Annotated in this window: 30 protein-coding genes; 13 read left to right on the top strand and 17 right to left on the bottom strand. The window is 60.7% G+C overall.

Going from position 1 to position 26,610, the window contains the following annotated elements; genetic code table 11:
• Positions 1-149: 149 nt before the first annotated feature.
• Together GTQ41_RS07410 and cysK are read right to left on the bottom strand one after the other, a co-directional pair.
• Complete coding sequence (locus GTQ41_RS07410) at positions 150-1,088, bottom strand: aspartyl/asparaginyl beta-hydroxylase domain-containing protein (protein WP_047292347.1); 939 nt, start codon at positions 1,086-1,088, stop codon at positions 150-152.
• Positions 1,089-1,272: 184 nt separating this feature from the next.
• Positions 1,273-2,247 carry a cysteine synthase A gene (gene cysK, locus GTQ41_RS07405; protein WP_047292345.1) on the bottom strand — a complete coding sequence of 325 codons (975 nt, stop codon included), beginning with the start codon at positions 2,245-2,247 and terminating at the stop codon, positions 1,273-1,275.
• A gap of 127 nt (positions 2,248-2,374) precedes the next feature.
• On the opposite strand from cysK, the gene GTQ41_RS07400 reads away from it, so the two are divergent.
• A complete protein-coding gene (locus tag GTQ41_RS07400) occupies positions 2,375-3,451 on the top strand; it encodes a DUF748 domain-containing protein (protein ID WP_217325475.1) in 1,077 nt (358 codons plus the stop codon).
• Here the strand turns inward: GTQ41_RS07400 and GTQ41_RS07395 are convergent.
• Together GTQ41_RS07395 and GTQ41_RS07390 are read right to left on the bottom strand one after the other, a co-directional pair.
• Positions 3,448-3,945 carry a helix-turn-helix domain-containing protein gene (locus GTQ41_RS07395; protein ID WP_041070304.1) on the bottom strand — a complete coding sequence of 166 codons (498 nt, stop codon included), beginning with the start codon at positions 3,943-3,945 and terminating at the stop codon, positions 3,448-3,450. The two genes, GTQ41_RS07400 and GTQ41_RS07395, sit on opposite strands and share 4 nt — an antisense overlap.
• Complete coding sequence (locus GTQ41_RS07390) at positions 3,933-4,163, bottom strand: DUF4160 domain-containing protein (protein ID WP_047292340.1); 231 nt, start codon at positions 4,161-4,163, stop codon at positions 3,933-3,935. Before GTQ41_RS07390 ends, GTQ41_RS07395 begins: the two co-directional genes overlap by 13 nt.
• Before the next feature lie 202 nt (positions 4,164-4,365).
• Here GTQ41_RS07390 and GTQ41_RS07385 point away from each other — a divergent pair, with 202 nt between their 5' ends.
• Together GTQ41_RS07385 and GTQ41_RS07380 are read left to right on the top strand one after the other, a co-directional pair.
• A complete protein-coding gene (locus tag GTQ41_RS07385) occupies positions 4,366-5,211 on the top strand; it encodes a MoxR family ATPase (RefSeq protein ID WP_025110627.1) in 846 nt (281 codons plus the stop codon).
• 12 nt (positions 5,212-5,223) lie between these two features.
• Entirely contained in the window at positions 5,224-6,402 is a 1,179-nt protein-coding gene (locus tag GTQ41_RS07380) for a VWA domain-containing protein (protein ID WP_047292337.1), read from the top strand.
• Positions 6,403-6,489: 87 nt separating this feature from the next.
• Here the strand turns inward: GTQ41_RS07380 and GTQ41_RS07375 are convergent, their stop codons facing one another.
• The 4 genes from GTQ41_RS07375 to GTQ41_RS07360 all read right to left on the bottom strand — a co-directional run bounded on the left by GTQ41_RS07375 (position 6,490) and on the right by GTQ41_RS07360 (position 10,207).
• Positions 6,490-7,407: a biotin-dependent carboxyltransferase family protein gene (locus tag GTQ41_RS07375; protein WP_047292335.1), complete on the bottom strand. Its 918-nt coding sequence runs from the start codon at positions 7,405-7,407 to the stop codon at positions 6,490-6,492.
• A complete protein-coding gene (pxpB, locus tag GTQ41_RS07370) occupies positions 7,404-8,108 on the bottom strand; it encodes a 5-oxoprolinase subunit PxpB (RefSeq protein WP_047292332.1) in 705 nt (234 codons plus the stop codon). The genes GTQ41_RS07375 and pxpB overlap by 4 nt, the downstream gene beginning before the upstream one ends.
• Positions 8,105-8,857 carry a 5-oxoprolinase subunit PxpA gene (locus GTQ41_RS07365; protein WP_047292330.1) on the bottom strand — a complete coding sequence of 251 codons (753 nt, stop codon included), beginning with the start codon at positions 8,855-8,857 and terminating at the stop codon, positions 8,105-8,107. Before GTQ41_RS07365 ends, pxpB begins: the two co-directional genes overlap by 4 nt.
• 63 nt (positions 8,858-8,920) lie before the next feature.
• Positions 8,921-10,207: an MFS transporter gene (locus tag GTQ41_RS07360; RefSeq protein WP_047292328.1), complete on the bottom strand. Its 1,287-nt coding sequence runs from the start codon at positions 10,205-10,207 to the stop codon at positions 8,921-8,923.
• A gap of 157 nt (positions 10,208-10,364) precedes the next feature.
• Between GTQ41_RS07360 and GTQ41_RS07355 the strand changes: the two genes are divergently transcribed.
• Positions 10,365-11,279: a LysR family transcriptional regulator gene (locus GTQ41_RS07355; protein ID WP_047292326.1), complete on the top strand. Its 915-nt coding sequence runs from the start codon at positions 10,365-10,367 to the stop codon at positions 11,277-11,279.
• A gap of 146 nt (positions 11,280-11,425) precedes the next feature.
• Here the strand turns inward: GTQ41_RS07355 and GTQ41_RS07350 are convergent, their stop codons facing one another.
• Genes GTQ41_RS07350 through GTQ41_RS07340 form a run of 3 tightly spaced genes read right to left on the bottom strand, consistent with a single transcriptional unit; the run spans position 11,426 to position 13,273 of the window.
• Positions 11,426-11,968, bottom strand: a complete 543-nt coding sequence (locus tag GTQ41_RS07350) for a DUF2937 family protein (protein WP_007969600.1) — start codon at positions 11,966-11,968, stop codon at positions 11,426-11,428.
• Positions 11,969-11,982: 14 nt separating this feature from the next.
• On the bottom strand, positions 11,983-12,759 hold the full coding sequence (locus GTQ41_RS07345) for a class II glutamine amidotransferase (protein WP_007969599.1): 777 nt from the start codon (positions 12,757-12,759) through the stop codon (positions 11,983-11,985).
• Between the two features lie 16 nt (positions 12,760-12,775).
• Positions 12,776-13,273: a hypothetical protein gene (locus GTQ41_RS07340; RefSeq protein ID WP_047292323.1), complete on the bottom strand. Its 498-nt coding sequence runs from the start codon at positions 13,271-13,273 to the stop codon at positions 12,776-12,778.
• 237 nt (positions 13,274-13,510) lie between these two features.
• Here GTQ41_RS07340 and GTQ41_RS07335 point away from each other — a divergent pair, with 237 nt between their 5' ends.
• Together GTQ41_RS07335 and GTQ41_RS07330 are read left to right on the top strand one after the other, a co-directional pair.
• Positions 13,511-15,565, top strand: a complete 2,055-nt coding sequence (locus GTQ41_RS07335; RefSeq protein WP_047292321.1) for a S9 family peptidase — start codon at positions 13,511-13,513, stop codon at positions 15,563-15,565.
• A 192-nt stretch (positions 15,566-15,757) separates the two neighbouring features.
• Positions 15,758-16,231 carry a cyclic nucleotide-binding domain-containing protein gene (locus GTQ41_RS07330; protein WP_041070525.1) on the top strand — a complete coding sequence of 158 codons (474 nt, stop codon included), beginning with the start codon at positions 15,758-15,760 and terminating at the stop codon, positions 16,229-16,231.
• On the opposite strand, the gene GTQ41_RS07325 is transcribed toward GTQ41_RS07330, so the two are convergent.
• Positions 16,228-16,512 (bottom strand): hypothetical protein, encoded by a 285-nt coding sequence (locus GTQ41_RS07325; RefSeq protein ID WP_047292319.1) that lies wholly within the window; start codon positions 16,510-16,512, stop codon positions 16,228-16,230. The genes GTQ41_RS07330 and GTQ41_RS07325 overlap by 4 nt on opposite strands.
• Before the next feature lie 81 nt (positions 16,513-16,593).
• Here GTQ41_RS07325 and GTQ41_RS07320 point away from each other — a divergent pair, with 81 nt between their 5' ends.
• From GTQ41_RS07320 to GTQ41_RS07305, 4 genes are all read left to right on the top strand, one after another.
• Positions 16,594-17,280 (top strand): spermidine synthase, encoded by a 687-nt coding sequence (locus GTQ41_RS07320; protein WP_047292317.1) that lies wholly within the window; start codon positions 16,594-16,596, stop codon positions 17,278-17,280.
• A gap of 48 nt (positions 17,281-17,328) precedes the next feature.
• Positions 17,329-17,700: a YajD family HNH nuclease gene (locus GTQ41_RS07315; protein ID WP_003222612.1), complete on the top strand. Its 372-nt coding sequence runs from the start codon at positions 17,329-17,331 to the stop codon at positions 17,698-17,700.
• 205 nt (positions 17,701-17,905) lie between these two features.
• Positions 17,906-18,376: an RNA methyltransferase gene (locus tag GTQ41_RS07310; RefSeq protein WP_007911337.1), complete on the top strand. Its 471-nt coding sequence runs from the start codon at positions 17,906-17,908 to the stop codon at positions 18,374-18,376.
• Between the two features lie 82 nt (positions 18,377-18,458).
• Complete coding sequence (locus tag GTQ41_RS07305) at positions 18,459-18,836, top strand: DUF2892 domain-containing protein (RefSeq protein ID WP_041070334.1); 378 nt, start codon at positions 18,459-18,461, stop codon at positions 18,834-18,836.
• A gap of 87 nt (positions 18,837-18,923) precedes the next feature.
• Here GTQ41_RS07305 and GTQ41_RS07300 read toward each other — a convergent pair whose 3' ends face one another.
• Together GTQ41_RS07300 and GTQ41_RS07295 are read right to left on the bottom strand one after the other, a co-directional pair.
• Positions 18,924-20,153: a hypothetical protein gene (locus GTQ41_RS07300; protein ID WP_217325474.1), complete on the bottom strand. Its 1,230-nt coding sequence runs from the start codon at positions 20,151-20,153 to the stop codon at positions 18,924-18,926.
• Positions 20,154-20,189: 36 nt separating this feature from the next.
• A complete protein-coding gene (locus GTQ41_RS07295; RefSeq protein WP_047292311.1) occupies positions 20,190-20,639 on the bottom strand; it encodes a YcgN family cysteine cluster protein in 450 nt (149 codons plus the stop codon).
• Positions 20,640-20,804: 165 nt separating this feature from the next.
• Here GTQ41_RS07295 and GTQ41_RS07290 point away from each other — a divergent pair, with 165 nt between their 5' ends.
• Positions 20,805-21,398: a nitroreductase family protein gene (locus tag GTQ41_RS07290; protein WP_047292309.1), complete on the top strand. Its 594-nt coding sequence runs from the start codon at positions 20,805-20,807 to the stop codon at positions 21,396-21,398.
• Positions 21,399-21,479: 81 nt separating this feature from the next.
• On the opposite strand, the gene GTQ41_RS07285 is transcribed toward GTQ41_RS07290, so the two are convergent.
• From GTQ41_RS07285 to rnd, 3 genes are all read right to left on the bottom strand, one after another.
• Positions 21,480-22,412 (bottom strand): D-2-hydroxyacid dehydrogenase, encoded by a 933-nt coding sequence (locus GTQ41_RS07285; RefSeq protein WP_041070342.1) that lies wholly within the window; start codon positions 22,410-22,412, stop codon positions 21,480-21,482.
• Between the two features lie 118 nt (positions 22,413-22,530).
• On the bottom strand, positions 22,531-22,824 hold the full coding sequence (locus GTQ41_RS07280) for a YcgL domain-containing protein (RefSeq protein WP_003222599.1): 294 nt from the start codon (positions 22,822-22,824) through the stop codon (positions 22,531-22,533).
• Positions 22,821-23,954, bottom strand: a complete 1,134-nt coding sequence (gene rnd, locus GTQ41_RS07275; protein WP_047292306.1) for a ribonuclease D — start codon at positions 23,952-23,954, stop codon at positions 22,821-22,823. Before rnd ends, GTQ41_RS07280 begins: the two co-directional genes overlap by 4 nt.
• A gap of 338 nt (positions 23,955-24,292) precedes the next feature.
• On the opposite strand from rnd, the gene GTQ41_RS07270 reads away from it, so the two are divergent.
• Together GTQ41_RS07270 and GTQ41_RS07265 are read left to right on the top strand one after the other, a co-directional pair.
• A complete protein-coding gene (locus GTQ41_RS07270; protein WP_047292303.1) occupies positions 24,293-25,474 on the top strand; it encodes a cyanate transporter in 1,182 nt (393 codons plus the stop codon).
• Between the two features lie 200 nt (positions 25,475-25,674).
• Entirely contained in the window at positions 25,675-26,610 is a 936-nt protein-coding gene (locus GTQ41_RS07265) for a LysR family transcriptional regulator (RefSeq protein ID WP_047292301.1), read from the top strand.

Raw genomic sequence — 26,610 nt, 5'->3', positions numbered from 1 at the left:
TCACTGCGAGTCAGAGGCGTCTGCTGCAGTTACTGATAAAGGGTACTGAAAGCGAAGAGCCGAATGTACTCGCCGCTGGCCGACTTTAGATTTATCAGCAGACAAAAAACCGCTCACCAGGAGCGGTTTTTTTATTTCAACATCCAGCCTCAACCAAACAGCCAATACCCCAGCAACGTCAGCACCAACACCGCCAGAACCGGACGCAGGATGCGGTAAGCCTTGGGGTTGCGGCGTTTCCACTGTTTGACCACGCCACTGAACTTGTCGCTGAAGCTCTTGCTCCAGGCATAAGCCTGGTTAATGCCGCCGACACGTTCGTCATCAAGGTTCTGCGGGGCGGTGGCGCGTCCCAGCCAGGCGCTGATGGCGCGGTTGATGCGGGTCATCAGACGGTTGCTCAATGGGCGTTCGACGTCGCAGAACAGGATGACGCGAGTCTGCTCGGTTTCGTTTTTGACCCAGTGCACGTAAGTCTCGTCGAACATCACGTCTTCCCCGTCGCGCCAGGCGTACACCTGACCGTCGACGAAGATCCGGCAATCGTCGGAGTTCGGCGTCGACAGGCCCAGGTGATAACGCAGCGAGCCGGCAAACGGGTCACGGTGCGGGTTCAGGTGACTGCCACCGGGCAACAGCGCGAACATCGCACCTTTGACATTAGGGATCGCACTGACCAACGCCACGGTTTTCGGGCACAGGGTTTCGGCCGACGGCAGCGGTTTGTCGTACCACTTGAGGTAGAAACGCTTCCAGCCCTTCTTGAAGAACGAGCCGAAACCAGCGTCGTTGTTCTTCTCCGCGGCGCGGATATAGCCCTCGTCGAACAGGTGCATGGCTTCGTCGCGAATGGTTTCCCAGTTATCGCGCAACACATCCAGTTCCGGAAACTTGCTGCGATCCAGATACGGTTTGGACGGAACGCCGGAGAACAGGTACATCAGCGCATTGTACGGAGCGAACAGCGCCGAGTGGTTGACGAACTGACGCAGGACCGGCAGACGCGCCTTGCCGCGCAAATGCACATAGAGGATGCTGCCCACAAACAGCAGCAACACCAACACCTTGGCGGCTAACGAAAAGGTCATCAACGACTCCTTGAATAAAGACAACGCTGCGCAATGCCTTTTACCCGGCATGGCAGCCGGCCATGATAAACACTACCGGCCTCGGGAAAAACCCGCTGAACCCAAGATTCAGTGTTAAGAATTGCGCAACAAAGCATTTATTAGCATAACGATCCTGAACCCCGGCTGATCTGAGTCAATTCGACTATTGCTGATTCTCCTGCTCGGTGAACAGATCGCTGAACAACATGCTCGACAGATACCGCTCACCGGAGTCCGGCAAAATCACCACGATGGTCTTGCCCTGCATTTCCGGCTTCTCGGCCAGACGCACGGCCACGGCCATGGCCGCGCCGCAGGAAATACCGCACAGGATGCCTTCTTCCTGCATCAGACGCAGCGCCATGGCTTTGGATTCGTCGTCGGTGACCTGTTCCACCCGGTCGACCATCGACAAATCGAGGTTCTTTGGTACGAAACCGGCACCAATCCCCTGAATCTTGTGTGGGCTCGGCTTGATCTCTTCCCCCGCCAGGGCCTGGCTGATCACCGGCGAAGAGACGGGTTCTACGGCGACCGACAGAATCGGTTTGCCCTGGGTATTCTTGATATACCGCGAAACGCCGGTGATGGTTCCGCCGGTCCCGACACCTGCGACCAGTACATCGACAGCGCCGTCAGTGTCGTTCCAGATTTCCGGACCGGTGGTTTTTTCGTGAATCGCCGGGTTGGCCGGATTATCGAACTGCGACGGCATGAAGAATGAGCCAGTGTCGCTGGCAACAATTTCGGCAGCCTTCTCGATTGCGCCTTTCATGCCTTTGGCCGGCTCGGTCAGGACCAGTTCTGCGCCGAGGGCCTTGAGCACCTTGCGCCGCTCGATGCTCATCGAGGCCGGCATGGTCAGCATCAATTTGTAACCACGGGCGGCGGCAACGAAGGCCAGACCGATGCCGGTATTGCCCGACGTCGGTTCGACGATGGTCATGCCCGGCTTGAGTTTGCCGCTGCTCTCGGCGTCCCAGATCATGTTCGCGCCGATTCGGCATTTGACCGAATAACCGGGGTTGCGTCCCTCGATCTTGGCCAGAATGGTCACGCCACGCGGCGCGATGCGGTTGATCTGCACCAGCGGCGTATTGCCGATGGAATGGGCGTTGTCAGCGAAAATACGGCTCATGGCTGGGTCCTTATGCAGCGTTGAATTCAGCCTTCCAAGGTATGCCTGTTGCCTGACGCAGTCCAGTCGGGTCGAACGTCTGCGACGCGCAACAGTCAATCGCTTACATCGTTCGGGAACTACCGCCATGAAGCGTCGCTACAGCTGGCCCATCGGAATTTTCGCCATCATCGTCGTGCTGCTGATCGCCCTGCACATCGCCCTGCCCTACGTGGTACGCGATTACTTGAACGGCAAGCTCGCCGACATGGGCGATTACCGCGGTCAGATCACCGATGTCGATCTGGCCCTTTGGCGCGGCGCTTATAAGATCAACGGCCTGAAAATCGTCAAGGTCGACGGCAAAGTACCGGTGCCGTTCGTCAACGCGCCGGTGATTGATCTGGCGGTCAGTTGGCACTCGCTGTGGTACGACCATGCCGTGGTGGCGCAGGTGCAGTTCTTCAATCCCGAGATCAACTTCGTCGATGGCGGGGCCGACAAGAAGAACTCGCAGACCGGTAAAGGCACCGACTGGCGCGCGCAGCTGGGCAAGTTGCTGCCAATCACCCTCGACGAAGTACAGATTCACGACGGCAAGATCAGTTTTCGTAATTTCAACTCCAGACCGCCGGTCAACATGAACGCCAGCAACGTCGAAGCGAGCATCTACAACCTGACCAACGTGGTCGACAAACAGGGCAAACGCGACGCCCGTTTCGAAGGCAAGGCCAAGCTGCTCGGCCATGCACCGCTGGAGACCAGCGCCACCTTCGATCCGCTGAGCAACTTCGAAGACTTCCAGTTCCGCCTGCGCGCCCGCGACATCGAACTCAAAAGCATGAACGACTTTGCCTCGGCCTACGGCAAGTTCGATTTCAACGCCGGCCATGGCGACGTCGTCATCGAAGCCCAGGCGAAAAAAGCCCAGGTCAGCGGCTACATCAGACCCTTGCTGCGCGACGTCGAAGTGTTCAACTGGCAGCAGGATGTGGAAAACAAGGACAAGAGCATCTTCCGCTCCGTCTGGGAGGCCATCGTCGGCGGCACGGAAACCGTGCTGAAGAACCAGGCCAAAAACCAGTTCGCCACCAAGGTCGAACTCAGTGGCAACGTGCATCAGCAAAACATCAGCGCGTTCGAAGCGTTCTTGCAGATTTTGCGTAATGGCTTCATTCAGGCTTTCAATGCGCGGTATGAGCGGCCGAAGCCGGATGCGGGCTAATTCTTACGATTAACGACATATCGACCAGACTCTTCAGCCGCCAGCGTGGACTTTTGCTGCAATGAGTCCCAACCAAGACAAGCCAAGGCTAATGACCTTGGCACCGCCTCCCGCCCATTACTGTATCGGCTGATGCTGCGGGCACTGACACCCAGCGCCTCGGCTGCCTGATTCAGTGAGAGTCCGGTACGTGCACGCCAATCGATGAAAATCCGAGTGTTTTCATCGACAGTGTTTTGGGCCAGCGCATCCATATAAAGCGTGTCTGCGCCAATCTGTATATCGGGCTCAAGCCATTCGACCGTCCAGCCATTGTCGTCAAGGGTCGCAGCCGCAAACACTTCGGGATCAAGCAATGGTTGCAGACCTGGATAAGCGTGGATATCTCGGCTCAGGTCAAGGGTCAGATCCTGACCATCAATAAAGGTCAGTTTCAATCGAAAACCTGACAGTGCCTGCACAGCCGTCAGACGAGGCCTTTTCATGGGTAACATCGTTTCCAGTCCTCCAGCAGTTGCACTTGATGAGCCGCAACCCAAGCCAGCGCTTCATTGATAATCAGCGGCGGTGCCTTGCCCGTCATGACTTCGACGGTTTCAAGGCTCAGCATCACGTCCACACCGCCACCGATCAAGTGGACATGGGGTGGCGGGTGATCCTTCTCACGTAACTGAATGCGGTATTTGTCGCGAAATCGGTATTTAGTCGTCATGCCCGACAGGCTATCGCCAAATCGGCGATACCTGAATACTGGCCTCTGGCCGAAACCGAGTCAACATGTGACGCCCCATTCAGAGACTGAATAAGCCGTCTGCGTTCACAGTCGACCGGGCTGCGCGTTATAGTCGGGGCATCCGATTTTTTCACCCCCGCCCTGCCCGTGCAGGTCGGCGTTACCGTTCGAGGATTAGCAGATGAAGTTCGAAGGCACCCAGGCCTACGTCGCCACCGATGACCTGAAGCTGGCGGTCAACGCCGCCATCACCCTGGAGCGGCCGCTGCTGGTCAAGGGCGAACCGGGCACCGGCAAGACCATGCTCGCCGAGCAACTGGCCGAATCGTTCGGCGCCAAGCTGATCACCTGGCACATCAAGTCCACCACCAAGGCCCATCAGGGCCTGTACGAGTACGATGCGGTCAGCCGTCTGCGCGACTCGCAACTGGGCAACGAAAAAGTCCACGACGTGCGCAACTACCTGAAGAAGGGCAAGTTGTGGGAGGCGTTCGAGTCCGAAGAGCGGGTGATCCTGCTGATCGACGAAATCGACAAGGCTGACATCGAGTTCCCCAACGACCTGCTGCAAGAACTCGACAAGATGGAGTTCTACGTTTACGAGATCGACGAGACCATCAAAGCAAAAAAACGCCCGATCATCATCATTACCTCGAACAACGAGAAAGAGCTGCCGGACGCCTTCCTGCGCCGCTGCTTCTTCCACTACATCGCCTTCCCTGATCGCACGACCCTGCAGAAAATCGTCGACGTGCACTACCCGGACATCAAGAAGGATCTGGTCAGCGAGGCGCTGGACGTGTTCTTCGACGTGCGCAAGGTGCCGGGTCTGAAGAAGAAGCCGTCGACCTCGGAACTGGTCGATTGGCTGAAGCTGCTGATGGCTGACAACATCGGCGAAGCGGTGCTGCGCGAGCGCGATCCGACCAAAGCCATTCCGCCACTGGCCGGTGCTCTGGTGAAGAACGAGCAGGACGTGCAGTTGCTTGAGCGTTTGGCGTTCATGAGCCGTCGCGGTTCTCGCTAAGAGGCTGATGCCATGTTGCTCAACCTGTTCAACGAAATGCGTGCCGCCAAGGTGCCGGTGTCGGTGCGCGAGCTGCTCGACCTGATCAACGCGCTGAAACAGCGCGTGACCTTCGCCGACATGGACGAGTTCTATTACTTGTCGCGGGCGATTCTGGTCAAGGACGAACGGCATTTCGACAAGTTCGACCGTGCGTTCGGCGCCTACTTCAATGGCCTGGAAAAACTCGACGATCACCTGCAGGCATTGATTCCCGAAGACTGGCTGCGCAAGGAATTCGAGCGCTCGCTGACCGATGAGGAACGCGCGCAGATCCAGTCCCTCGGCGGCCTGGACAAGCTGATCGAAGAGTTCAAGAAACGTCTGGAAGAACAGAAGGAGCGCCACGCCGGCGGCAACAAATGGATCGGCACCGGCGGCACCAGCCCGTTTGGCTCCGGCGGCTTCAACCCGGAAGGCATTCGGGTCGGCGATGCCGGCAAGCGCCAGGGCAAAGCGGTGAAAGTCTGGGATCAGCGCGAGTACAAGAACCTCGACGATTCGGTGGAACTGGGCACCCGCAACATCAAGGTCGCTTTGCGTCGCCTGCGTAAATTCGCCCGTCAGGGGGCAGCGGAAGAACTCGACATCGACGGCACCATCGACCACACCGCCAAGGATGCCGGCCTGCTGAACATCCAGATGCGCCCGGAGCGGCGCAACACGGTGAAGCTGTTGCTGCTGTTCGACATCGGCGGCTCGATGGACGCCCACGTGAAGATCTGCGAGGAGTTGTTCTCGGCGTGCAAGACCGAGTTCAAGCATCTGGAGTACTTCTACTTCCACAACTTCATTTATGAATCGGTGTGGAAGAACAACATGCGCCGCACTTCCGAGCGCTTCTCGACGCAGGACTTGCTGCACAAGTACGGCGCCGACTACAAAGTGATCTTCATCGGCGACGCCGCCATGGCGCCCTACGAAATCACCCAGGCCGGCGGCAGTGTCGAGCACTGGAACGAAGAGCCGGGTTACGTGTGGATGCAGCGCTTCATGGAAAAGTACAAGAAGCTCATCTGGATCAATCCGTATCCGAAGGACACTTGGGGCTATACCTCGTCGACCAATATCGTGCGCGATTTGATCGAGGACCAGATGTATCCGTTGACGTTGCGCGGGTTGGAAGAAGGGATGCGCTTCCTGTCCAAATAAAAGCAAAAGATCGCAGCCTGCGGCAGCTCCTACAGGGAAGTTCGCGTTTCCCTGTAGGAGCTGCCGCAGGCTGGGATCTTTTGATCTTCAACCAAAGCGCTGCAAATACTCGACATGCTCCCGGTGCGCCACTTCCTGCACCACCGGCCTTAACCGCACCTGCGCCCCAGGCAGACACTGCGCCAGTCGCGCCAGCGCCAACGGCGTCAACGCTCCCAACCGTGGGTAGCCACCAATCGTCTGCCGATCATTGAGCAAGACAATCGGCTGCCCGTCCGGCGGCACCTGCACCGCGCCCAGCGGAATGCCCTCGGAAATCATCGGCCGCCCCTGGTACTGCAACGCCTTGCCCAACAGTCGAATGCCCATGCGGTCGGCACGACTGTCCAGTGCCCATGGACTGTTGAACACATCAAACAGACTCTGCCCGCTGAACTGGCCGATCTGTGCGCCGAGCACCAGATCCAGCGGTGCATTGAGGCGCAAATCAGGTCGATGCACCAGCGGCACTTCACGCACCTGCAGAACCTCCCCGCGATAACTCAATGTCGCGCCCTTGGTCAGCGGCAACCCCATGCCATCCAGTCCACCCAGCTCTTCGCGCACCACCGTGGCGCTGCTGCCCAGCACCTGCGGCGCGTCGAAACCACCGGGCGCGGCCAGATAAGCCCGGGCGCCGACCAGCGGTTGGGTGAACCTCAATGTCTGGCCTTGGCCCAGCTTGAAACTGCGCCACGGCGCCAGCGCCTGACCATCGATCTGCGCACCGAGATCAGCGCCGGCCAGCGCCAGCAAGCAATCGTCCTGCGCCACTACGGCAAATCCGCCAAGGGTGATTTCGATTGCAGGCAGATCCAGCCGGTTACCCAACAGCCAGTTGGCCCAGTTCATCGAACACCAATCTGCTGCGCCGCCCTGCGTCACGCCCAAATGGCGCACGCCAAAACGCCCGGCGTCCTGCAATAAACACAGCGGCGTGCTGGCTTCAATCGTCAGTCGGCTCATGCCAGCGCCTCCAGCGGTGTGTCATCACCGCCCAGGTTGATGAACTCGGCGTGGCTCACCGCTTCGAAACGCACGGTGTCGCCGGGTTGCATCAGGCTGTAGCCGTCGCGATGACGGTCGAACAGTTTCGCCGGGGTACGGCCGATCAGGTTCCAGCCGCCGGGGGACACCACCGGATAAGCCGCGGTCTGCCGTTCGGCGATGCCGACACTGCCGGCCGCGACTTTTTTGCGCGGGGTGTCCAGACGTGGCGCCGCGAGGATTTCTTCCACCAGTCCCATGAAGGCGAATCCCGGTGCGAAGCCGAGGGCGAACACCTGATATTCACGAGAGCTGTGACGGCGGATCACCTCCTCCACCGCCAACCCGCTGCGCTGCGCCAGCAGACTCAGTTCGGGGCCGACACTCAGGTCGTACCAGACCGGCAACACATGGCACTGGCCACGGGTTCGTGCATTTGGCGACAGGTCGATCAACGCTTCAGCGATCAATTCACGGGCCTGACTCGGGCTCAGCGCGGTCAGGTCGTAATGCACCATCAACGTGGTGTAGGACGGCACCAGATCGATCAACTGCGCGCCAAACACCGCACGCAGTCGCTCACTGGCGGCGAGCATCCACGGCATGTTGGCTTCGGCGATTTCATCGAACAGGCGCAGCATCAGGCAATCCACCGCCACCACTTCAATCCTTGGATTCATGGCGCACTCTGCTGATTCAGGGCCTCGCGAATGCGCCGCACGGCGGCCACCGAACTGGCGTTGTCGCCATGCACGCACAAGGTGTTGGCCTGCAGATGCAGCGCACTGCCGTCGCTGGCCACGAGGTCGCCGCCACGGGCGATAGTCAGGGCCTGTTCGATGATTGTTTCTGGTTCGTGATGCACCGCGCCCGCCAGTTGCCGCGACACCAGTCGACCTGCACTGTCGTAGGCACGGTCGGCGAAGGCTTCGAACCACAGGGTCACGCCGTATTCATCACCGAGCTGCTGCGCCGCCGCATTGTCGCGGGTGGCCATCAGCATCAGCGGCAACGAGCGATCGTAAGCGGCGACGGCCTGAATCACCGCCCGCAACTGTGCCGGGTTGGCCATCATGTCGTTGTACATCGCGCCGTGGGGTTTGACGTAGCTGACTCGCCCGCCCTGCGCGCGGCAAATGCCGTCGAGCGCGCCGATCTGGTAATGCAGGATGTCTTGCAGCTCTTGCGCGGAATAGGCCATGGAACGCCGGCCGAAACCGACCAGATCCTGATAGGCCGGGTGCGCGCCGATCTGCACGCCGTGGCTCAGGGCCAGACTGACGGTCTTGCGCATGATGCCCGGGTCACCGGCATGGAAGCCGCAGGCCACGTTGGCGCAGTCGATGAAGGGCATGACTTCGGCGTCCAGACCCATGGTCCAGCTGCCGAAACTCTCGCCGATGTCACAGTTCAATAGCAGGCGGCTCACGGTGAACACTCCTGTAGCTTCTGGTCTTTTTATCTGTAGGACACTTGCAAGGCAGGTTATCAGTTACTGCGCATCCAGTTGCTTGCCACGGGTTTCCGGCAGGCTCAAGGCGGCCAGAATCACCACGCCGTAGGACACCGCCGCAAACGCACCGATCCCCACGCTCAGCGGTACCTTCTGGCTGAGCAGGCCAATCAGCAGCGGGAACAGAGCCGCCAGCGCCCGGCCGATGTTGTAGCAGAAGCCTTGCCCCGAGCCACGAATCCGCGTCGGAAACAACTCGGTGAGAAACGCGCCCATGCCGCTGAAAATCCCCGAGGCGAAGAAGCCCAGGGGAAAGCCCAACCACAGCATCACGCCATTGCTGACCGGCATCTGCGTGTATAGCAAGACGATGGTGAACGAGCCGACCGCGAACAGGATGAAGTTCTTTTTTCGCCCAAGCAGATCAGTCAGATAAGCGCTGATCACATAGCCGACGTAGGAACCGACGATCACCATCGCCAGATACCCGCCAGTGCCGAGCACACTCAAGCCGCGTTCGTTCTTGAGAAAAGTCGGCAGCCACGAGGTGATCGCGTAGTAACCGCCGAGCGCACCGGTAGTCAGCAAGGAGGCACGGAACGTGGTGAACAGCATGCCCGGGGCGAAGATCTCATAGAACTTCGCCGGATTTTCCGGGGTTTGCGCCGCCTTGGCTTCGCGGTAGATCTCCGGGTCTTTCACCAGCCGACGCACGAAAATCACGAACACCGCTGGCACGATGCCAAGGATGAACAGCGCCCGCCAGGCCTCTTCCGGCGGCAGCAGCGAGAACAGCAGCGCGTACAGAATCGCCGTCAGCCCCCAGCCCAGGGCCCAGCCGGATTGCACCATGCCCACCGCTTTGCCGCGATCCTTGGCGCGAATCACTTCACCGATCAGCACCGCGCCGGCGGTCCATTCGCCGCCAAAACCGAAGCCCATCAGGGTGCGGGCGATCAGCAACTGTTCGTAGTTCTGCGCGAAACCGCAGAGGAAGGTGAAGAAGGCGAACCACAGCACCGTCAGTTGCAAGGTGCGCACGCGGCCGATGCGGTCGGAAAGAATCCCCGCCACCCAGCCGCCAATGGCCGAGGCGATCAGCGTGCTGGTGTGAATCAGCCCGGCCTGCCCGGTGGTGATGCCCCACATGGCGATCAGGGTCGGCACCACGAAGCTGAGCATCTGCGTGTCCATACCGTCCAGGCCATAGCCGATCTTGCAGCTCCAGAAGGTGCGACGCTCTTGCTGATTGATGTTGCGATACCAGTCGAACGGTCCGGGGCGGGCCGTGCTCTTGGGGAGGTCGAGGGTGTCGGGCGCACGCATGGCAAGTCTCCGCAGGCTTTTATTGGTCTTGTTCGAAGTTCCGACGACGCCTATCGTGGGAACCGGATGCGCCGATTTTTCGTCGCCCGGCCCTGCTGCGTCCAACGAATAAAAACCCGCCTTAGGCATAAGAAAAATTTGTCACCGAGCCGTTGCCATGAACCTGAAGTTTCTCGAGACCTTTGTCTGGGTCGCCCGGCTGAAGAGTTTTCGCCTGACCGCCGACAAGCTGTTCACCACCCAGGCGTCGATTTCCAGCCGCATCGCGGTGCTCGAAGGCGAGCTGGGGGTAAAGCTGTTTCTGCGCGATTCACGCGGCGTCAGCCTGACGCCCGAAGGCCTGAAAGTGCTGGATTATGCCGAGCAGATGCTCGATACGATGTCGGCGCTCAAGCAATCAATCGAGACCCGCTCGAGCAAGGTCGGCCGGGTGCGCATCGGCGTGATGGACACGGTGATCCACACTTGGCTCAGCCCGTTGGTGGCGCAGATGACCGAACGGTATCCGCGGGTGGAAATCGAGCTGGTGGCCGATACCTCGCTGAATCTCTGCGATCAGCTGCAAAAAGGCTTTCTCGACATCGTTCTGCAAACCGATCTGGTGCGCCACGAAAGCGTGCGCAGCCTCGAGCTGGCCAGCCATCCGCTGGGCTGGATCGTTGCGAGCAATTCGATCTACAACCGCGAGTACGCCGACCTTGGTGAGCTGGCGCGGGAACGGATCATCACTTATTCGAAAAACTCCCGACCGCACCAGGACCTGCTGGCGTTGATGCAGGCCAACGGCGTGCTGGCGCCGCGCCTGAACTGCGTGAATTCGGTGTCGGCGATTACCCGGTTGCTAGGTGATGGATTCGGCATTGGCGTATTGCCGCCGGTGCTGGTGGCTGAGGAACTGGCGCGGGGTGAACTGACTTTGCTCGACATCGACCAGCGACCGCCGAATCTGCAGGTGGTGGTGTCGTGGCGGGTGGGCGTTGAGTGGGTCGAGGAGATGGTGACGTTGTGTCAGCAGGTGCTGGCGGGGTATGCGCGCAAGGTCGGTGAAAAGTACATCACCCTCACTCAGTAATCACACCTGTGGTGAGGGGATTTATCCCCGATGGACTGCGCAGCAGTCCTGAAACCTGAGCAATCAGGTTTATCTGACACACTGTTGAGGGCCGCTTCGCGCCCCATCGGGGATAAATCCCCTCGCCACAGAGAACTTTGCAAGCTTTAGAGGCCGCGCACGTCGCGATCTTCAATCGGGCGGCTCTGGCGCAAACGCCGGCCACCCAGCACCACCCAGTCAATCAGACGAATCAGGCACTCGATGCCGAACGACAGCAGCAACGCGCCGCTCATGCCCCAGATCATCGCTTCCGGGGTCAGCAGGATCTGGTAGCTGTAGCCGTTCCAGGTTTCCTTGCGAATGTCCGGATCGGCGGCCAGCACCACTTGCAGGAAGCGGATGTACCACGGGCCCTGCATCGCCTGGAACTGTTTATCCAGCGCCGTCTGGCGGTTGAGCAAAGTGCTCAGGCTGTCGGCATCGCTGCGAAATACCGGGTCGTCACTGGCGCGGTAATGCGCGACCAGCGCCTGCAAATCGCCCTTGAAGAACTGCTCGGCGGTACCCTGAAAACCGCGCAGACCGGTCTGCGCTTCGATCAGATGGGCTTCGACGCGTTTGGCATAATCGTTGATGAACCCCGGCACCTGGACACCGATCAACAGGCCCGCCGCAAACAACACCAGCCGTAGATAACTGAGCAACATCGAGGAGAGATCCTTTATTCGGTCGTGCCCTGGCTGACGCATTCGCCGCGTCGCCACAGGCTCCATTGGCCCGGTTGGTAACGGGTCCAGGTTTCGTTTTCGGTCAAAGGCTCGGTAGCGATCACCGTGACCACGTCGTTGGGCGTGGTTTCCGCCTGGAAATCGACGATCACATCGACATCCTTGAGCCGCGCCGGGCCGAACGGTGCGCGCCGGGTGATCTGTGCCAGTTTGGTCGAGCAATAGCAGAACAGCCAGTCGCCGTCACTGAGCAGGCAGTTGAACACGCCTTTGCTGCGATATTCAGCACACGCGGCGACCAGATCCGGCAGCAGCACTTCTATATCGACCGGTTCCGGGAAGGCTGCACGCACGCGGTTGAGCAAATCGCAGAACGCCGCTTCGCTGTCGGTGTCGCCCACCGGGCGGTAGAAACTCTTGATCGGGGTGAAATCGGCGAGCTGGCCGTTGTGCGCGAAACACCAGTTACGGCCCCACAGTTCGCGGACGAACGGGTGGGTGTTGGACAGGCAGACCTTGCCGACGTTGGCCTGGCGGATGTGGCCGATGACCACCTCGCTTTTGATCGGATAGCGCTGCACCAGATTGGCGACTTCCGACTCGCTGCTGGCGGCCGGGTCCTGAAACAGGCGCAGACCGCGCCCTTCATAGAAGGCGATGCCCCAGCCGTCGCGGTGCGGGCCGGTACGCCCGCCGCGCTGCATCAGGCCGGTGAAGCTGAACACGATATCGGTCGGCACGTTGGCACTCATGCCCAGTAGTTCACACATGTGCTGACTCTCGTGGTTACAGACGCGGCTCGACGCGCATGCGCTGCGGATTGTTTGGCAATGGCGGGCGACCGTAGCGGTCATCACCGGCAGCGCCGAACGGCTGATCGTCGTCGCGATCATCGGCACGCGCCGCTGCCTTGGCGGCTTCGGCCTGCTCGCGACGGGCGCGTGAAGCGCGTTCGATCGGGAAGCGGATCAGCACGAAAACCAGGTAGATGCCGAACGCAATCATGCCGTACATGAACAGGTCGGAAATCGCCCGCCAGGCGTTGTTGCCGACCTTGAAGGCCAGATCCAGCGCAGTGATGGCGATCGACGGTGCAACCTTGGCTTTCACCGGGTCAATGATGGTCGGGCTGAACAGCAACACTGCCATCAGCACCCGCAGCGGCTCGCGCAGCCAGCGCCACATCCAGCGGGTCAGGCGCATCCATACCAACAGGCAGCCCACAGCGGCGAAGGCGTAGAGGCCCCAGGCGATCAGATAGTCGTTCTCGGTCATGGTGTCCATGGCAAGGCAGGCAAAGAGGCGCTTATAGTAACGACTTTTCGCCCGCCAGGCTTGTCCCAATGCCAGACGGCCAACAGCAAACCCTGTGGGAGCGAGCTTGCTCGCGAAAGCGTCGGGTCAGTGAAACAAATGTCATCTGACAGGACGCCTTCGCGAGCAAGCTCGCTCCCACAGGAGAGGGCGATGGTTTCAAGAGCTGCGAAAACCATTATTACGAATACTGTCCGAGAGCCTTCCATGCCCGAATCCGCCCACGTCATCCGCGCCCCGATCGCCCACAAGGCTGCCGGTGCCGACCCGTATGCCTGGCTGCAGGAACGCGACACCGACGCGGTGCTCGACTACCTCAAGGCTGAAAACGCCTATCAGGAAGCACAGACCGCCGATCAGGCCGCCCTGCGCGAAAGCCTGTTCGAAGAGATCAAGGGCCGGATCCTCGAAACCGACCTGTCCCTGCCCTCGCCGTGGGGGCCGTATCTGTATTACACGCGCACCACGGCGGGTGACGAATACGCCCGGCATTACCGCTGCCCGCGTCCGGCCGACGACAGCCTGACCCTCGACGAGAGCCGCGAGCAACTGCTGCTCGACCCCAACGAGCTGGCCAACGGCGGCTTCTTCTCGCTCGGCGCGTTCAGCATCAGCCCGGATCACCAGCGTCTGGCCTACAGCATCGACGCCTCGGGCGACGAGATCTACACGCTGTTCGTCAAGGAACTGGCCAGCGACAAGGTCAGCGAGCTGGAATTCCAGGACTGCGATGGCAGCATGACCTGGGCTAACGACAGCCTGACCTTGTTCTTCGGCGTGCTCGACGACACCCATCGCCCGCACAAGCTGTTTCGCTATCGCCTCGACGGCACCGCTGCCGAAGAGGTGTTCCATGAGCCGGACGGACGTTTCTTCCTGCATTGCTACCGCTCTAGTTCCGAGCAGCAATTGCTGCTGACCCTGGGCAGCAAGACCACCAGCGAAGTCTGGGCCCTGGACGCGCATCAGCCGCACCTGCCCTTCACCTGCCTGGCGCCCCGGGTCGAGGATCACGAATACGATGTCGACCACGGCGCGCTGGATGGCGCGTGGACCTGGTTCATCCGCACCAACCGTGACGGCATCAACTTCGCCCTGTATCAGGCACCGGACACCGGTGTCGTGCCGAGCGAGGCCGACTGGCAGAACCTGATTCCGCACAGCGACACGGTGATGCTCGACGGCGTAACGCTGAACACGGCGGCCATGACCCTGAGCCTGCGCGAAGGCGGTCTGCCGATCATCGAAGTTCACCCACAGGGCCAGACGCCGTATCGCGTGCAATTGCCGGACGCGGCCTACAGCCTCTATGTGCAGAACAGCCTGGAGTTCGAGAGCGACCGCATCCGTCTGCGTTACGAGGCGTTGAACCGTCCGGCGCAGGTGCGGCAGTTGCTGCTGGACAGCGGCGAGCAAACCGTCCTGAAAGAAACTCCGGTGCTCGGTCCGTTCGACGCCGACGCCTACGTCAGCCAACGCCTGTGGGCCACCGCGCCGGACGGCACGCAGGTGCCGATCAGCCTGGTGATGAAACGCGAGATGGTCGGCAAACCGGTGCCGCTGTACCTGTACGGTTATGGCGCCTACGGCTCCAGTCTCGACCCGTGGTTCTCCCACGCGCGCCTGAGCCTGCTGGATCGCGGCATGGCGTTCGCCATCGCCCACGTGCGTGGCGGCGGTGAGCTGGGCGAAGCGTGGTATCGCGCCGGCAAACAGGAGCACAAGCACAACACCTTCAGCGACTTCATTGCCTGCGCCGAATTTCTGATCCTCAACGGCATCACCACCGCTGAAAAACTGGCGATCAGCGGCGGCAGCGCTGGCGGCTTGTTGATTGGCGCAGTGCTGAACCAGCGTCCGGACCTGTTCGGCGTGGCGATTGCCGAAGTGCCGTTCGTCGACGTGCTCAACACCATGCTCGACCCTGATTTGCCGCTGACCGTCACCGAATATGACGAGTGGGGCAACCCCGCAGAGCCGGACGTCTACGAGCGGATCAAAGCGTACGCGCCGTACGAAAACGTCACCGCGCAGGCTTACCCGGCAATGCTGGTGATCGCCGGCTACAACGACAGCCGCGTGCAGTACTGGGAAGCCGCCAAGTGGGTGGCGAAACTGCGCGCGACCAAGACCGACGACAACCTGCTGCTGCTCAAGACCGAACTCGGCGCCGGGCATGGCGGAATGAGCGGGCGTTATCAGGGATTACGTGACGTAGCGCTCGAATATGCATTTGTGTTCAAGGTTTTGGGCCTGGCCTGAGGAACTCCATCGGTCACTTGGGTCTTAACTCCAGACCCAAGAGGCCGATACTCATGAACCCGTGTAGGAGCTGCCGAAGGCTGCGATCTTTTGATCTCGCCTTTCAAAATCAAAAGATCGCAGCCTTCGGCAGCTCCTACAGGGGATCGTGTAGTGCCTTGAAAATGTGAAAACAATAAAGACCGCAACGACATGTCAGAACCGACCTTACTGAACAACGAAATCCGCGACTGGCTGATGGACTGTGGCCTGTTCGATCAATTGCAACTGGCGGACTTCGCCGCGGCCTCGGGCTACTTCAGCATCAGCACCGTGGCTGAAGGTGAAGCGATTTTCCGTGAGGGCGATGCCGGCAGTTTCATGTGCATCCTCCATACCGGTCAGGTCGCGGTGCAGAAGACTGGCCCTGACGGCCAGGTCATCACCATGGCCACCCTGCGCAGCGGTCGGGCGTTCGGGGAAATGGCCGTGCTCGATGGTGAGCGCCGTTCGGCGACCTGCGTCGCGGCGAGCAACTGCCAACTGCTCAACCTGGGCAAGGACTCACTGGAAAAAATGCTCAACGACGCGCCGAAGATCGCCGCCAAGATCATTCGCGCCCTCGCCGTGTCCCTTTCCAAACGCCTGCGCATGGCCGACGGCCAACTGGCGGCGCAACAGGTTTAACCGCCGGGGGATTTGGCCTTGGTGCTGCTCGGCTCGATACCCGGCACCGGTTGATCCTTGCTCGGCGGGCTGGGCATTTCGATTGGCACCAGTGGCGGGCTGCCACTGCCGGCGCCGGCCTTCGGTGCGCTAATCGGGGTGATTTGCGGATACGGCGTTGGCGTGGCGGTACCCGGTGATCCGGGTTGCGGCGTCGGGCTGACCGGAATGGTCTGCTGCGCCTGCACTGCAGTAATCGCGAGCGCGGCCAGGGCAATGGCCGTTAGAATGATGCGCTTCATCAAGGGCTCCGTTTGGCCTCTAGTCTGCGTTCAGGCTACTCCCAACGGGCCTGCTTGCCTTCCCCCCTTGTAGAGATTTCCATGAAACGTTTCGTTCTGCTCGACACCACGCCGATCCCTGACAGCGGCGGCGCCCTGTGCCTGTTCGAGTATGGCGAGGATTTCGTCATCAAGATCCAGGGCGGCGACGGCGGGCAATTGATGAACACGCGCATGCACGGTTCCGAAGATGCGCTGGCCGAGATTCCTTGCCGCAAGGTGGCCGGACGGCCGAATTCACGGGTGTTGATTGGCGGTCTGGGCATGGGCTTCACCCTCGCCTCGGCGCTCAAGCATCTGGGCAAGAGCGCCGAAGTGGTGGTCGCCGAACTGGTGCCAGGGGTGGTCGAGTGGAACCGTGGGCCGCTTGGTGAAAAGTCCGGGCGACCGTTGCTCGATTCGCGCACGGTGATCCGCCAGGACGACGTGGCCAAGGTCCTGCAAAGCGAGCCGAACGGCTTCGACGCGATCATGCTCGACGTCGACAACGGTCCCGAAGGCCTGACCCAGAAGGCCAACAGCTGGCTGTATTCCGCCGCCGGTCTGAACGCCTGCGCCAAGGCCCTGCGGCCCAAAGGCGTGCTGGCGGTGTGGTCGGCCAGCGCTGACCGGCAGTTTTCCGACAAATTGAAGAAGGCCGGTTTCAAGGCCGAAGAAGTCCAGGTCTTCGCCCACGGCAACAAAGGCACCCGCCACACGATCTGGATTGCCGAGAAGCTCAAGGGCTGAGCTAAACTCTGCACATAACCGTCATCAGTCTTTTACAAAGGTGAACCCATGAGTTCGTCCACTCCGACCAACACGTCGAAACTCGATCGCATCCTGGCCGACAACCAGCGCGACAAGGAAATGGGCTACCGCGACAAAGCCCTGAAGATGTACCCGCACGTCTGCGGCCGCTGCGCCCGTGAGTTTTCCGGCAAGCGCCTGAGCGAACTGACCGTGCACCACCGCGATCACAACCACGACAACAACCCGCAGGACGGCTCGAACTGGGAACTGTTGTGCCTGTATTGCCATGACAATGAGCACTCGCGCTACACCGACCAGCAGTATTTCGGCGACGGCTCGCTGAGCACACCGAAAATCGCCAAGGCGACGCATAACCCGTTTGCCGCCCTCGCCGGCCTGATGAAAAAAGAAGACTGATCTTCATTGCCATTACTGGCCCCATCGCTGGCAAGCCAGCTCCCACAATGATTTTGGTCGCTCACAAATTTTGTGAACACCCGAGATACCTGTGGGAGCTGGCTTGCCAGCGATGAGGCCAGACCAGACACCACAGATCTCGAATCTGCCCGCCCTCCCCCAATCCCCGTATAATCGCCCTCTTTTTCCCGAAGGCACCCCGCTCGTGGCAGACAAACGTTACAGCTGCATTGGTTTGTACAACCCCAAGTCACCGGAGAACGTCGGTTCGGTGATGCGCGCCGCAGGCTGTTACGGCGTGGCGTCGGTGTTCTACACCGGCAAGCGTTATGAACGCGCCGCCGACTTCGTCACCGACACCAAGCGTGTGCACTACGACATCCCGCTGATCGGCATCGACGACCTGAAAAAGATCCTCCCGCTCAACTGCGTCCCGGTCGCCGTGGAACTGGTCGAGGGCGCCCGCCCGCTGCCGGAATACACCCATCCGGATCGCGCGCTATACATCTTTGGCCCGGAAGACGGCTCACTGGATAAAGAGATCCGCGACTGGTGCGAAGACGTCGTGTACATCCCGACCACCGGCTGCATGAATCTGGCAGCGACGGTCAACGTGGTGCTCTACGACCGCATGGCCAAAGGCCTGAATACCCGCTCCGGGCCGAAATTCCGCTGAAACGTCGCACATCCGATGGAACGAGCCGGGCGCTGTGGCAGTCAGCTTATCTATCTATTGCACATTGCCTGGGAGACAGATCATGACCGAACTCAAACGTGTCCAACGTATCGATTCCACCCCGTTCCAGAGCCCGACCGAGCAGAACGTCCAAGGCTGGGAGCGCATCGGCTCGCTGGCCGGTGGCGTGATCATGGTCGGCAAGGGCCTGCGCCGTGGCGGCGTGTTCGGTCTGATTCAAGTGGCGATTGGCGGTGTGGCGATGGCCCGTGGCATCACCGGGCACAGCTCGGTGAAGAGCCTGCTGGAGAAAAGCCGTCAGGACATGAACAACGTGCGGGCCAAAATCGAGCGCGCGGGTGAAGAGCTGAGCCAGCTCAAGGCCAATGCCGAGGCGGCGACCAGCACCGCGACGGTGACTGGCAATGATTCGGTGAAATCGCCGAAGGCCGGGGTTTAAAAGCAAAAGATCGCAGCCTGCGGCAGCTCCTACATGTGGAATGCGTTTCCCCTGCAGGAGCTGCCACAGGCTGCGATCTTTTGATCTTTACTGGAGTAACACGGTATCGAGGACTTTGGAAGACTCGCCCAGAACACTCTCGGCCAGTTGCACAAACTCCTTGGTACTCACCGCCCCCAGATGCATCGCCCCGCGCAACACATCATCCAGCGAGCGCTTGTTGCGCGTCTTCAAGCGAATCTCGCGATCCAGTTCCTGCAAGACAATGACCGTTTTTGCAAGCTGCGCCGCACTGATCTGTTCGCCGCGTAACGTCGTCACCTTCTGACTGTCCCGGGTCAACTTCGCCTGCAACGCCTGATAGCGCTCATCGCTCATGCCGCCGGCACGGCGCACCAGTTCGATCGCGTAATACTCGGCAAAGCCTTCACTGATCCAGTCGCTGCGATGTTCATCGTTGATGCGCCCGAACACCTGCGCCAGCTCACGCACCAGCGCACTGCTGCCGCTCTCGCTGACCAGCGGCAAGCGCGTATTCAGATAGATCGACTCATGCGCGCCGAGACTGCCGCGCCACATCGGGTCGTTGGCGCCGACGATCAGCAGTTTTTTCGGATGCCGGGGATAGACCGCTTGCACCTGCGGCCAGACAAACGTCAGCAAGGTCAGCACATCCATGCGGCGCATGCCCTGCCCTTGCGGCGAAGCCACGCTGACTTCGGTTTCGCCCAGGCGCGTGCGGCGGCTGCCGAGGTGACCGGCGAGCATCCAGCCCGTCGGACGGTCGAACAGGCGTGATGGGTTGTCGATGCGAAATGTGTTTTTGCCGATGCGCGGCCAGGCGGTTTCAACGCTTTGCCAGCCATTGGGCAGTTCGAATTGCAGACGTGACACCAGCTCGATGCCATCCTGCTGATCGAGCCGGGCCGGCGGCACCAGATCATCACCGCGCAGTAGCGCCCAGGTCGGGGTCATGCGCGTGTCGAAGCTGCCGCTCTTGCGGCCGTGGCTGATGCTGACGCGGTAAGTCAGGCTGGGCTTGTCGCCGCTCGGACGCCAGAGGCCCCGAGCATGCTTGCCCGGAGACAATTGCCACTGACCATCAGCCTTGAAGTCGCTGTAGTGGCTGCCATCGCCGAGGTCAAAATCGAGGCTGCGTACCGCTTCGCCCTTGGCCACGGTCAGGCGCACTTCGGCCTGATCGCTTTGCGGCAGCAGGCGCACGTGGTAATCCAGATCGACTTTCTTTGCCGCCCACACCGGTGCGCTTAGCGCCAGCAGGGCGATCAGCGATGCCCGCAGCAATCCCCCAGCCATACACACTCCTTGTTCAATCCTGGAAACCCTGGGTACTTATCCGGCGCGGAAAATCAGATGATCTTCCCAGTCATCCTCCGGCACGCTGCCTTCGGCGAGCATGCGTCCGGACTGGGAAATCCGTTCGTGGTGCACAGCGTCACGATCGCCACACACCAGGTGGTGCCACAGCGGCAGATCCTTGCCTTCGCTGACCAGCCGATAACCGCAGGTCGGCGGCAGCCATTTGAAAGCTTCGGCCTGGCCCGGAGTGAGCTGAATGCAGTCCGGGACAAACTTGATGCGGTTCGGGTAGTCGCTGCACTGGCAGGTTTTCAGGTCCAGCAGTTTGCAGGCGATGCGCGTGTAATAGACGCTGTTGTCTTCTTCATCTTCGAGTTTCTGCAGGCAGCACAGACCGCAACCGTCGCACAGCGATTCCCATTCCTCGTGATCCAGTTGATCGAGGGTTTTGCGTTTCCAGAACGGTTCGACTTTGGCGGCCATGGCTCAAGCATCAACATCAGGTGGTGAAAAGGCCGCCAGTCTAGTGCCCAAGGCCTTGCGGGCCAAGCGCTGGCGACTGTCGGTAAATCGCGCTTGTCAGCCGAATCGCCGCCCAGTAGGGTTTTGCCACGAATTCATGACGCAAACACAGCAAGGAATCTTTTGATGAGTGCCAACCCTCGCGTTGCCGATTACGCCATTCACCCGCAGTTCACCGATCGCTGGTCGCCTCGTGCCTTCACCGGCGAAGCGATCCCGGAAGAAACCCTGCTGAGTTTTTTCGAAGCCGCACGCTGGGCGCCTTCGGCGTACAACTCGCAGCCGTGGCGTTTTCTGTATGCGCGTCGTGATACGCCGAACTGGGAGCGCTTCCTGGGCTTGCTGAACGAGTTCAACCGCAGCTGGGCGCAACACGCGTCGGCGCTGGTGATCGTGATTTCGAAAACCACCTTCACCGCCCCCGGTGCCAGCGAAGAGACCCCGGCGCTGTGGCACACCTTCGACACCGGTTCGGCCTGGGGCCACCTGGCGCTGCAAGCGAGCATCAGCGGCTGGCACACCCACGGCATGGCCGGTTTCGATCAGGAGCTGACCCGCAAGGAGCTGAATATTCCGCAAGGTTATGCGCTGCATGCGGCGGTCGCTGTCGGCAAGCTGGGTGACAAGGCGACCCTGGCCGAGTACCTGCAGGCCCGTGAAGAGCCGAGCCCGCGTCGCCCGCTGAGCGAGCTGGCGGCGGAAGGCAACTTCACCCTTTAAACGCAAAAGATCGCAGCCTTCGGCAGCTCCTACAGGGATCAATGTAGGAGCTGCCGAAGGCTGCGATCTTTTGATTACACCTCAGTAACCGCGGTTGAAGTCCACTTCTCCGCGCAACGCTTCTCCCGCCTGATACGCCTTCAGGTTCTCGACGAACAACTGCACCATCAACGCCGGCGACGTCGGCGCCGAGCTGTGTCCAGTCAGCAGCAGGCCCCAGGCAGTCCAGAACGGATGGCGCTGCGGCAACGGCTCCTGACGGCAAACGTCGATCACCGCACCGGCCAGATGCCCTTCCTTCAAGGCTTCGACCAGATCGGCATCCACCACCGCCACGCCGCGTCCGACGTTGATGAACAACCCGGTCGGCTTGAACTGCTTGAACAGCGCCGCATCGTAGATATCGTGGGTGTGCGCGGTGTTCGGCAGCAGGTTGACCACATAATCGACCGCGCCCACCAGCCGTGGCAGATCGGCCATCGAACCGACTTCGATGAACGGCGCCTGCTCACGCGCACTGCTGGCAATGCCGTACAACTCGACGCCGAACGGCAGCAGGAACTGCGCCACGCTCTGACCGATATCGCCGGTCCCGACGATCAGCACCTTGCGCCCGACCAGACTCTGGCCGGTGCGGTTATCCCACTTGCGCTCGACCTGGCTCACGAGGCGCGCGAGCACTTCCCGTTCGTGACCGAGCATGTAGGTCAGTACGTATTCGGCCATCACCTGACCGAAGATTCCCACTGCGCGGGTCAGGCGGTAATCGCGGCGCAGACCATCAGCGAGCAGCGGCGTGATGCCGGCCCAGGTCGATTGCAGCCATTGCGGCTGGTGGCCCTGACGCAGCAGGGTCGCCAACAGGTCCGGCTGCCCCAGCCACACCGGGCAATCGGCAGCCTGACGCGCCAGTTCGGCAGAGTCGCCACTGGTCAGGACTTCAAGTTCGGGGGCCATCTGGCGCAGCAGCCGGGCGTACACCGCGTGGTCGTGTTCAGCAATCAGAACGCGCATCTTCAAACCTTTCGCAAACCGTGCAGGCAACCGCCGAAAGAGCAGTGCTCCTTCGTGGCGGTCGTCGCCGTAAAATCAGTTCCAGGGTGGCAAGAGGCCCAGAACAGGGCCTCGCAGATCAGACCGGGTCGTTGCGTCGCAGCAACTCTTCGGGCAGGTGTTCGATGTACTCGTCCTCGGCCGGTGGCATCTGCAGGTGATAGCCCTGCTTGTCGAGGTTTTCCAGAACCACGGTGATGTCCTCGCGCGCCAGTGTGCGCTCGGGGGTCAGTACCAGGTCAAAGGAATGCTTCGCCTTGCCGAAGGCCGCCATCAGCGCCTCGGGCACGCGCTCAAGCGCATCGCTCTTGAGCACATAAAGATACATCCCGGGTTTCTTCGAACTTTGGTAAATGGAGCAAATACGTTTCAAGGCTGTTCTCCGGCGGTGGCCAAGCTGTCGAGCAGCTTCTGGCCCATGAGTTCGCGGCGCCAGCCACGCAGCGACTCAGGCAATTGATAAGGGCCCTCGGGGAAGCCGCTTTTAACCAGCGCTTCGAGGGTTTTCTTGCGCAGCATCAGTTCCGGCGCGATGCCCAGACGCTCGGCTTCGACCTGGCCGAGGGCGCGCAGTTGCTTGATCAGCGCAGCGGCTTCGACCGGCAATGGCTCCGGCACCGCCGGCGGCCATTGATCAGGCCCCACACTGCCAGAGCGCTTGATCAGATCAAGCAGAAACTGGCCGTCCTGACGCACGGTACGCGGGTGCATGTCTTCGATCTTGCCCAACGCCGCAAGGTTGTCCGGTTGCGTGCGGGCCAGCGGCCACAGCGAGTGCTCACGGACGATGCGGTTGCGCGGCAGATCACGGGCGCGGGCTTCTTTTTCACGCCAGGCGCACAGTTCACGCAGCACCGCCAGTTGCGCGCGGGACAGTTTCCACGCCAGCTTGGCTTCGCGATAGACCTCGTACGGGTCGGTTTCACGGCGCAGGTTAGCCACCAGTTCGGCGCCGTCCTCCAGCACCCAGGCGAATTTGTCGTCAGACAGTTTCGGCCGCAGCTGTACGAAAACTTCCGCCAGATGCACTGCATCTTCGGCGGCGTAGCTGATCTGCGTGTCGGACAGCGGACGCTGCAACCAGTCGGAACGGGTCTCGCCCTTCGGCAGCTCGATACCGAGTACCTCCTGCACCAGCCGCGAATAGCCCATCGAGAACCCGAGGTTCAGATAGGCCGCGGCCAATTGAGTGTCGAACAGCGGCGCCGGCAAGCTGCCGGTCAGACGCAACAGCACTTCGAGGTCTTCGCTGCAGGCGTGCAAGACTTTAAGCACCGCCGGGTTTTCCAGCAGCGCCGCCAGCGGTTGCCAGGCGTCGATGGTCAGCGGATCAATCAGGCAGGCGCGTTTGCCGTCACCGACCTGCAGCAAACCGGCAATCGGGTAGAAGGTGTCGACCCGCATGAATTCGGTGTCGAGGGCAACGAACGGCAGTTGCTGCCACTCGGCGCAAAGCTGCGCGAGGCTTTCGTTGTCGCGAATCCAGTGAATATCGATGGCCACACGGCTCTCCCTTGAAGAATGGCGCGCAGTATATATCGCCGCCGGCGTTTTACGCGCCTGCGCAGGACCAGAGCTGTAACGAAATATCCTGCCAGAGATAAAGAATAGTCTGACAGCGTGGTCAACAAGAGGAGTCCGAACCTCACCCTGTAGGAGCTGCCGCAGTCTGCGATCTTTTGATTTTGTTTTTCAAGATCAAGATCAAAAGATCGCAGCCTGCGGCAGCTCCTACACGGGGAGAGTGATATTTAGTTTTTAAATAGTACCGGGGAAATCTGATTTGCCGATACGTGCGCCGCACCGCCTAATCCGCAGCCTCCGCAATCCAGAGTCTGCCGATGGAAAACCTCCGCACCACCACTCGCCCTGCTGTCTGGCTGATGTTCGGGATCATCCTCGTCGCGCTGAATCTGCGCCCGTCCATGGCCGCCGTCGGTCCCTTGCTGTCGGCCATACGCGGCGACATTGCACTGAGTTTCAGCCTGGCTTCGCTGCTGACCATGCTGCCGGTGATGGCAATGGGACTGGCGATGTTTTTCGGTATTGCCGTCAGTCGACGTCTGGGCGAGCAACGCGCGGTGATCCTGTCGCTGCTGATTATCGGGCTGGCGACGCTGTCGCGGCTGTGGCTCGATTCGGCGCCGCCGTTAATTGGCAGCGCGGTGCTGGCGGGGATTGGCATTGCCTTGATTCAAGCCTTGATGCCGGTGCTGATCAAGTCACGCTTCCCCGACCATGTGGCGCTGTGCATGGGCCTGTATGTCACGTCGATCATGGGCGGCGCCGCCCTGGCCGCCTCGTTGTCGCCGCTGGTGCTGGTGCAGTCCGGCAGTTGGCGTACCGGGCTGGCGATCTGGGCGGCACTTTCTTTGCTCGCGTTGCTGGTCTGGTGGACGCAGTCGCCCTCGTCATCCATCCAGAACACAGCTGCAGGAAAAGAATCCTTCGCGCGTAATACCCGTGCCTGGCTGCTTGCCATCTTTTTCGGCCTCGGCACGGCGTCCTACACCTGCGTACTCGCCTGGCTGGCGCCGTACTACGTGGAACAAGGCTGGAGCGAACAGGATGCCGGGCTACTACTGGGTTTTCTGACCGCCATGGAGGTGATTTCCGGGCTGCTGACGCCAGCTATCGCCAACCGCAGCCGTGATCGTCGCGCGGTCCTCGCAGCTTTACTGCTGCTGATCATCGCAGGCTTCTGCGGGTTGATCCTCAGTCCGCAACACCTCAGCCTGCTGTGGCCGTGCCTGTTGGGGCTGGGCATTGGCGGACTCTTTCCGATGAGCCTGATCGTCTCGCTCGATCACCTCGACAACCCGCAGCGCGCCGGCGGCCTGACCGCATTCGTGCAAGGTATCGGCTACTTGATCGCCGGGCTTTCGCCGCTGCTGGCCGGAATCATCCGCGACCGGCTCGGCAGCTTCGAATGGGCCTGGTGGTCGCTGACTGCGGTAATGGTGGTGATGTTGCTGATCGTGCTGCGTTTCGACCCTCGGCAATACGCCCGACACATCCGCTGAAGCCAGATACCATCGCCGGGGTAGAGGCTTCTTGCCATCTTTTTGCGGTTTATCTGGCGACGTCGTGTTGCTAAAACTTTCTGTCCCACAACTGACATTGAATCGTCCTACAAGGCTTTGTCCTGGCACCATCGTTCCGTTACGATCATGCGCACACGTTTGCGCGGATCCAGCGCAAGGAGCACAGCGAGACGGAACGGATGCTGAACAGTAACTTGCTTCGAAAGCTCGACATGCAGGACCTCATGGTGTTTATCGCCGTGTATGAGCAAAGCAGCGTCACGGATGTCTCGGAGACGCTGTGCGTCAGCCAGTCCACTGTCAGCTACTGCCTGAAAAAATTGCGCACCAGTTTCGAAGACGATCTGTTCATCAACACCCGCACGGGCATGCGCCCCACCTACAAGGCCGGCACCATGTACGGCCATGTGCAGAAAATTCTCGAAAGCATCAATCTGTGCCATGCCGGTGCCCCGGCCTTCGACCCGACCCACCAAGCGAAAACCTTCAACATCTGCGCGCCGGAATACTTCGAGCAACTGGTGTTGCCACGCCTGTTGAAGCGTTTCGACTTCGACGATTTACCGGTGGTGGTCAACATGCACAAGTTCGAGACCGACGTACCCGCCGACGAACTGCGCGAAGGCAGCCTCGATCTGGTCATCTGTTTCGGCCCCAACTTCCACCGCAGCCACACCGACCTCAAGTCGCGAATGCTGCTGGAAGACGATCTGGTCTGCGTCTTCGACAAACGCGCCACGCCATTGGAACCGCGCCTGAGCCTGCAGGCCTTCACCGAGCGGCGCCATGTGTTCCCGACACCGTGGACGTCCAGCACCAACATGGTCGATGGCTGGCTGGCCCGTCAGGCGCAGAAACGGCAAATCGTCGCCCGTTCCAACAGCTACAGCGCGGCCCTGAAAATGATCACCGGCACCGACTTCATCCTCACCCTGCCCCGGCGCATCCAGCGTCTGCTGACCAACGACGCGGTGTTCAATCACTGCGAAGCGCCGAACGGCCTGCCGGGGTTCACCCTCGACATGCAATGGAGCCAGAACGCCGATCAGGACAGCGCCAACGTCTGGCTGCGCGAGCAGGTCATCAAGGTCTGCAATGAGCTGGAAGCGGCCTGA

The organism is Pseudomonas sp. AN-B15 (assembly GCF_019056475.1).
Lineage (GTDB): Bacteria > Pseudomonadota > Gammaproteobacteria > Pseudomonadales > Pseudomonadaceae > Aquipseudomonas > Aquipseudomonas parakoreensis.
Note: the sequence above shows the minus strand (reverse complement) of the source record. Positions and strands in the feature narration are given on the sequence as shown.

Excerpts from the sequence above, each read along its gene's own strand:
- GTQ41_RS07410 (WP_047292347.1), bottom strand. The coding sequence starts at position 1,088 with ATGACCTTTTCGTTAGCCGCCAAGGTGTTGGTGTTGCTGCTGTTTGTG.
- cysK (WP_047292345.1), bottom strand. The coding sequence starts at position 2,247 with ATGAGCCGTATTTTCGCTGACAACGCCCATTCCATCGGCAATACGCCG.
- GTQ41_RS07400 (WP_217325475.1), top strand. The coding sequence starts at position 2,375 with ATGAAGCGTCGCTACAGCTGGCCCATCGGAATTTTCGCCATCATCGTC.
- GTQ41_RS07395 (WP_041070304.1), bottom strand. The coding sequence starts at position 3,945 with ATGTTACCCATGAAAAGGCCTCGTCTGACGGCTGTGCAGGCACTGTCA.
- GTQ41_RS07390 (WP_047292340.1), bottom strand. The coding sequence starts at position 4,163 with ATGACGACTAAATACCGATTTCGCGACAAATACCGCATTCAGTTACGT.
- GTQ41_RS07385 (WP_025110627.1), top strand. The coding sequence starts at position 4,366 with ATGAAGTTCGAAGGCACCCAGGCCTACGTCGCCACCGATGACCTGAAG.
- GTQ41_RS07380 (WP_047292337.1), top strand. The coding sequence starts at position 5,224 with ATGTTGCTCAACCTGTTCAACGAAATGCGTGCCGCCAAGGTGCCGGTG.
- GTQ41_RS07375 (WP_047292335.1), bottom strand. The coding sequence starts at position 7,407 with ATGAGCCGACTGACGATTGAAGCCAGCACGCCGCTGTGTTTATTGCAG.
- pxpB (WP_047292332.1), bottom strand. The coding sequence starts at position 8,108 with ATGAATCCAAGGATTGAAGTGGTGGCGGTGGATTGCCTGATGCTGCGC.
- GTQ41_RS07360 (WP_047292328.1), bottom strand. The coding sequence starts at position 10,207 with ATGCGTGCGCCCGACACCCTCGACCTCCCCAAGAGCACGGCCCGCCCC.
- GTQ41_RS07355 (WP_047292326.1), top strand. The coding sequence starts at position 10,365 with ATGAACCTGAAGTTTCTCGAGACCTTTGTCTGGGTCGCCCGGCTGAAG.
- GTQ41_RS07350 (WP_007969600.1), bottom strand. The coding sequence starts at position 11,968 with ATGTTGCTCAGTTATCTACGGCTGGTGTTGTTTGCGGCGGGCCTGTTG.
- GTQ41_RS07345 (WP_007969599.1), bottom strand. The coding sequence starts at position 12,759 with ATGTGTGAACTACTGGGCATGAGTGCCAACGTGCCGACCGATATCGTG.
- GTQ41_RS07340 (WP_047292323.1), bottom strand. The coding sequence starts at position 13,273 with ATGGACACCATGACCGAGAACGACTATCTGATCGCCTGGGGCCTCTAC.
- GTQ41_RS07335 (WP_047292321.1), top strand. The coding sequence starts at position 13,511 with ATGCCCGAATCCGCCCACGTCATCCGCGCCCCGATCGCCCACAAGGCT.
- GTQ41_RS07330 (WP_041070525.1), top strand. The coding sequence starts at position 15,758 with ATGTCAGAACCGACCTTACTGAACAACGAAATCCGCGACTGGCTGATG.
- GTQ41_RS07325 (WP_047292319.1), bottom strand. The coding sequence starts at position 16,512 with ATGAAGCGCATCATTCTAACGGCCATTGCCCTGGCCGCGCTCGCGATT.
- GTQ41_RS07320 (WP_047292317.1), top strand. The coding sequence starts at position 16,594 with ATGAAACGTTTCGTTCTGCTCGACACCACGCCGATCCCTGACAGCGGC.
- GTQ41_RS07315 (WP_003222612.1), top strand. The coding sequence starts at position 17,329 with ATGAGTTCGTCCACTCCGACCAACACGTCGAAACTCGATCGCATCCTG.
- GTQ41_RS07305 (WP_041070334.1), top strand. The coding sequence starts at position 18,459 with ATGACCGAACTCAAACGTGTCCAACGTATCGATTCCACCCCGTTCCAG.
- GTQ41_RS07300 (WP_217325474.1), bottom strand. The coding sequence starts at position 20,153 with ATGGCTGGGGGATTGCTGCGGGCATCGCTGATCGCCCTGCTGGCGCTA.
- GTQ41_RS07295 (WP_047292311.1), bottom strand. The coding sequence starts at position 20,639 with ATGGCCGCCAAAGTCGAACCGTTCTGGAAACGCAAAACCCTCGATCAA.
- GTQ41_RS07290 (WP_047292309.1), top strand. The coding sequence starts at position 20,805 with ATGAGTGCCAACCCTCGCGTTGCCGATTACGCCATTCACCCGCAGTTC.
- GTQ41_RS07285 (WP_041070342.1), bottom strand. The coding sequence starts at position 22,412 with ATGCGCGTTCTGATTGCTGAACACGACCACGCGGTGTACGCCCGGCTG.
- GTQ41_RS07270 (WP_047292303.1), top strand. The coding sequence starts at position 24,293 with ATGGAAAACCTCCGCACCACCACTCGCCCTGCTGTCTGGCTGATGTTC.
- GTQ41_RS07265 (WP_047292301.1), top strand. The coding sequence starts at position 25,675 with ATGCTGAACAGTAACTTGCTTCGAAAGCTCGACATGCAGGACCTCATG.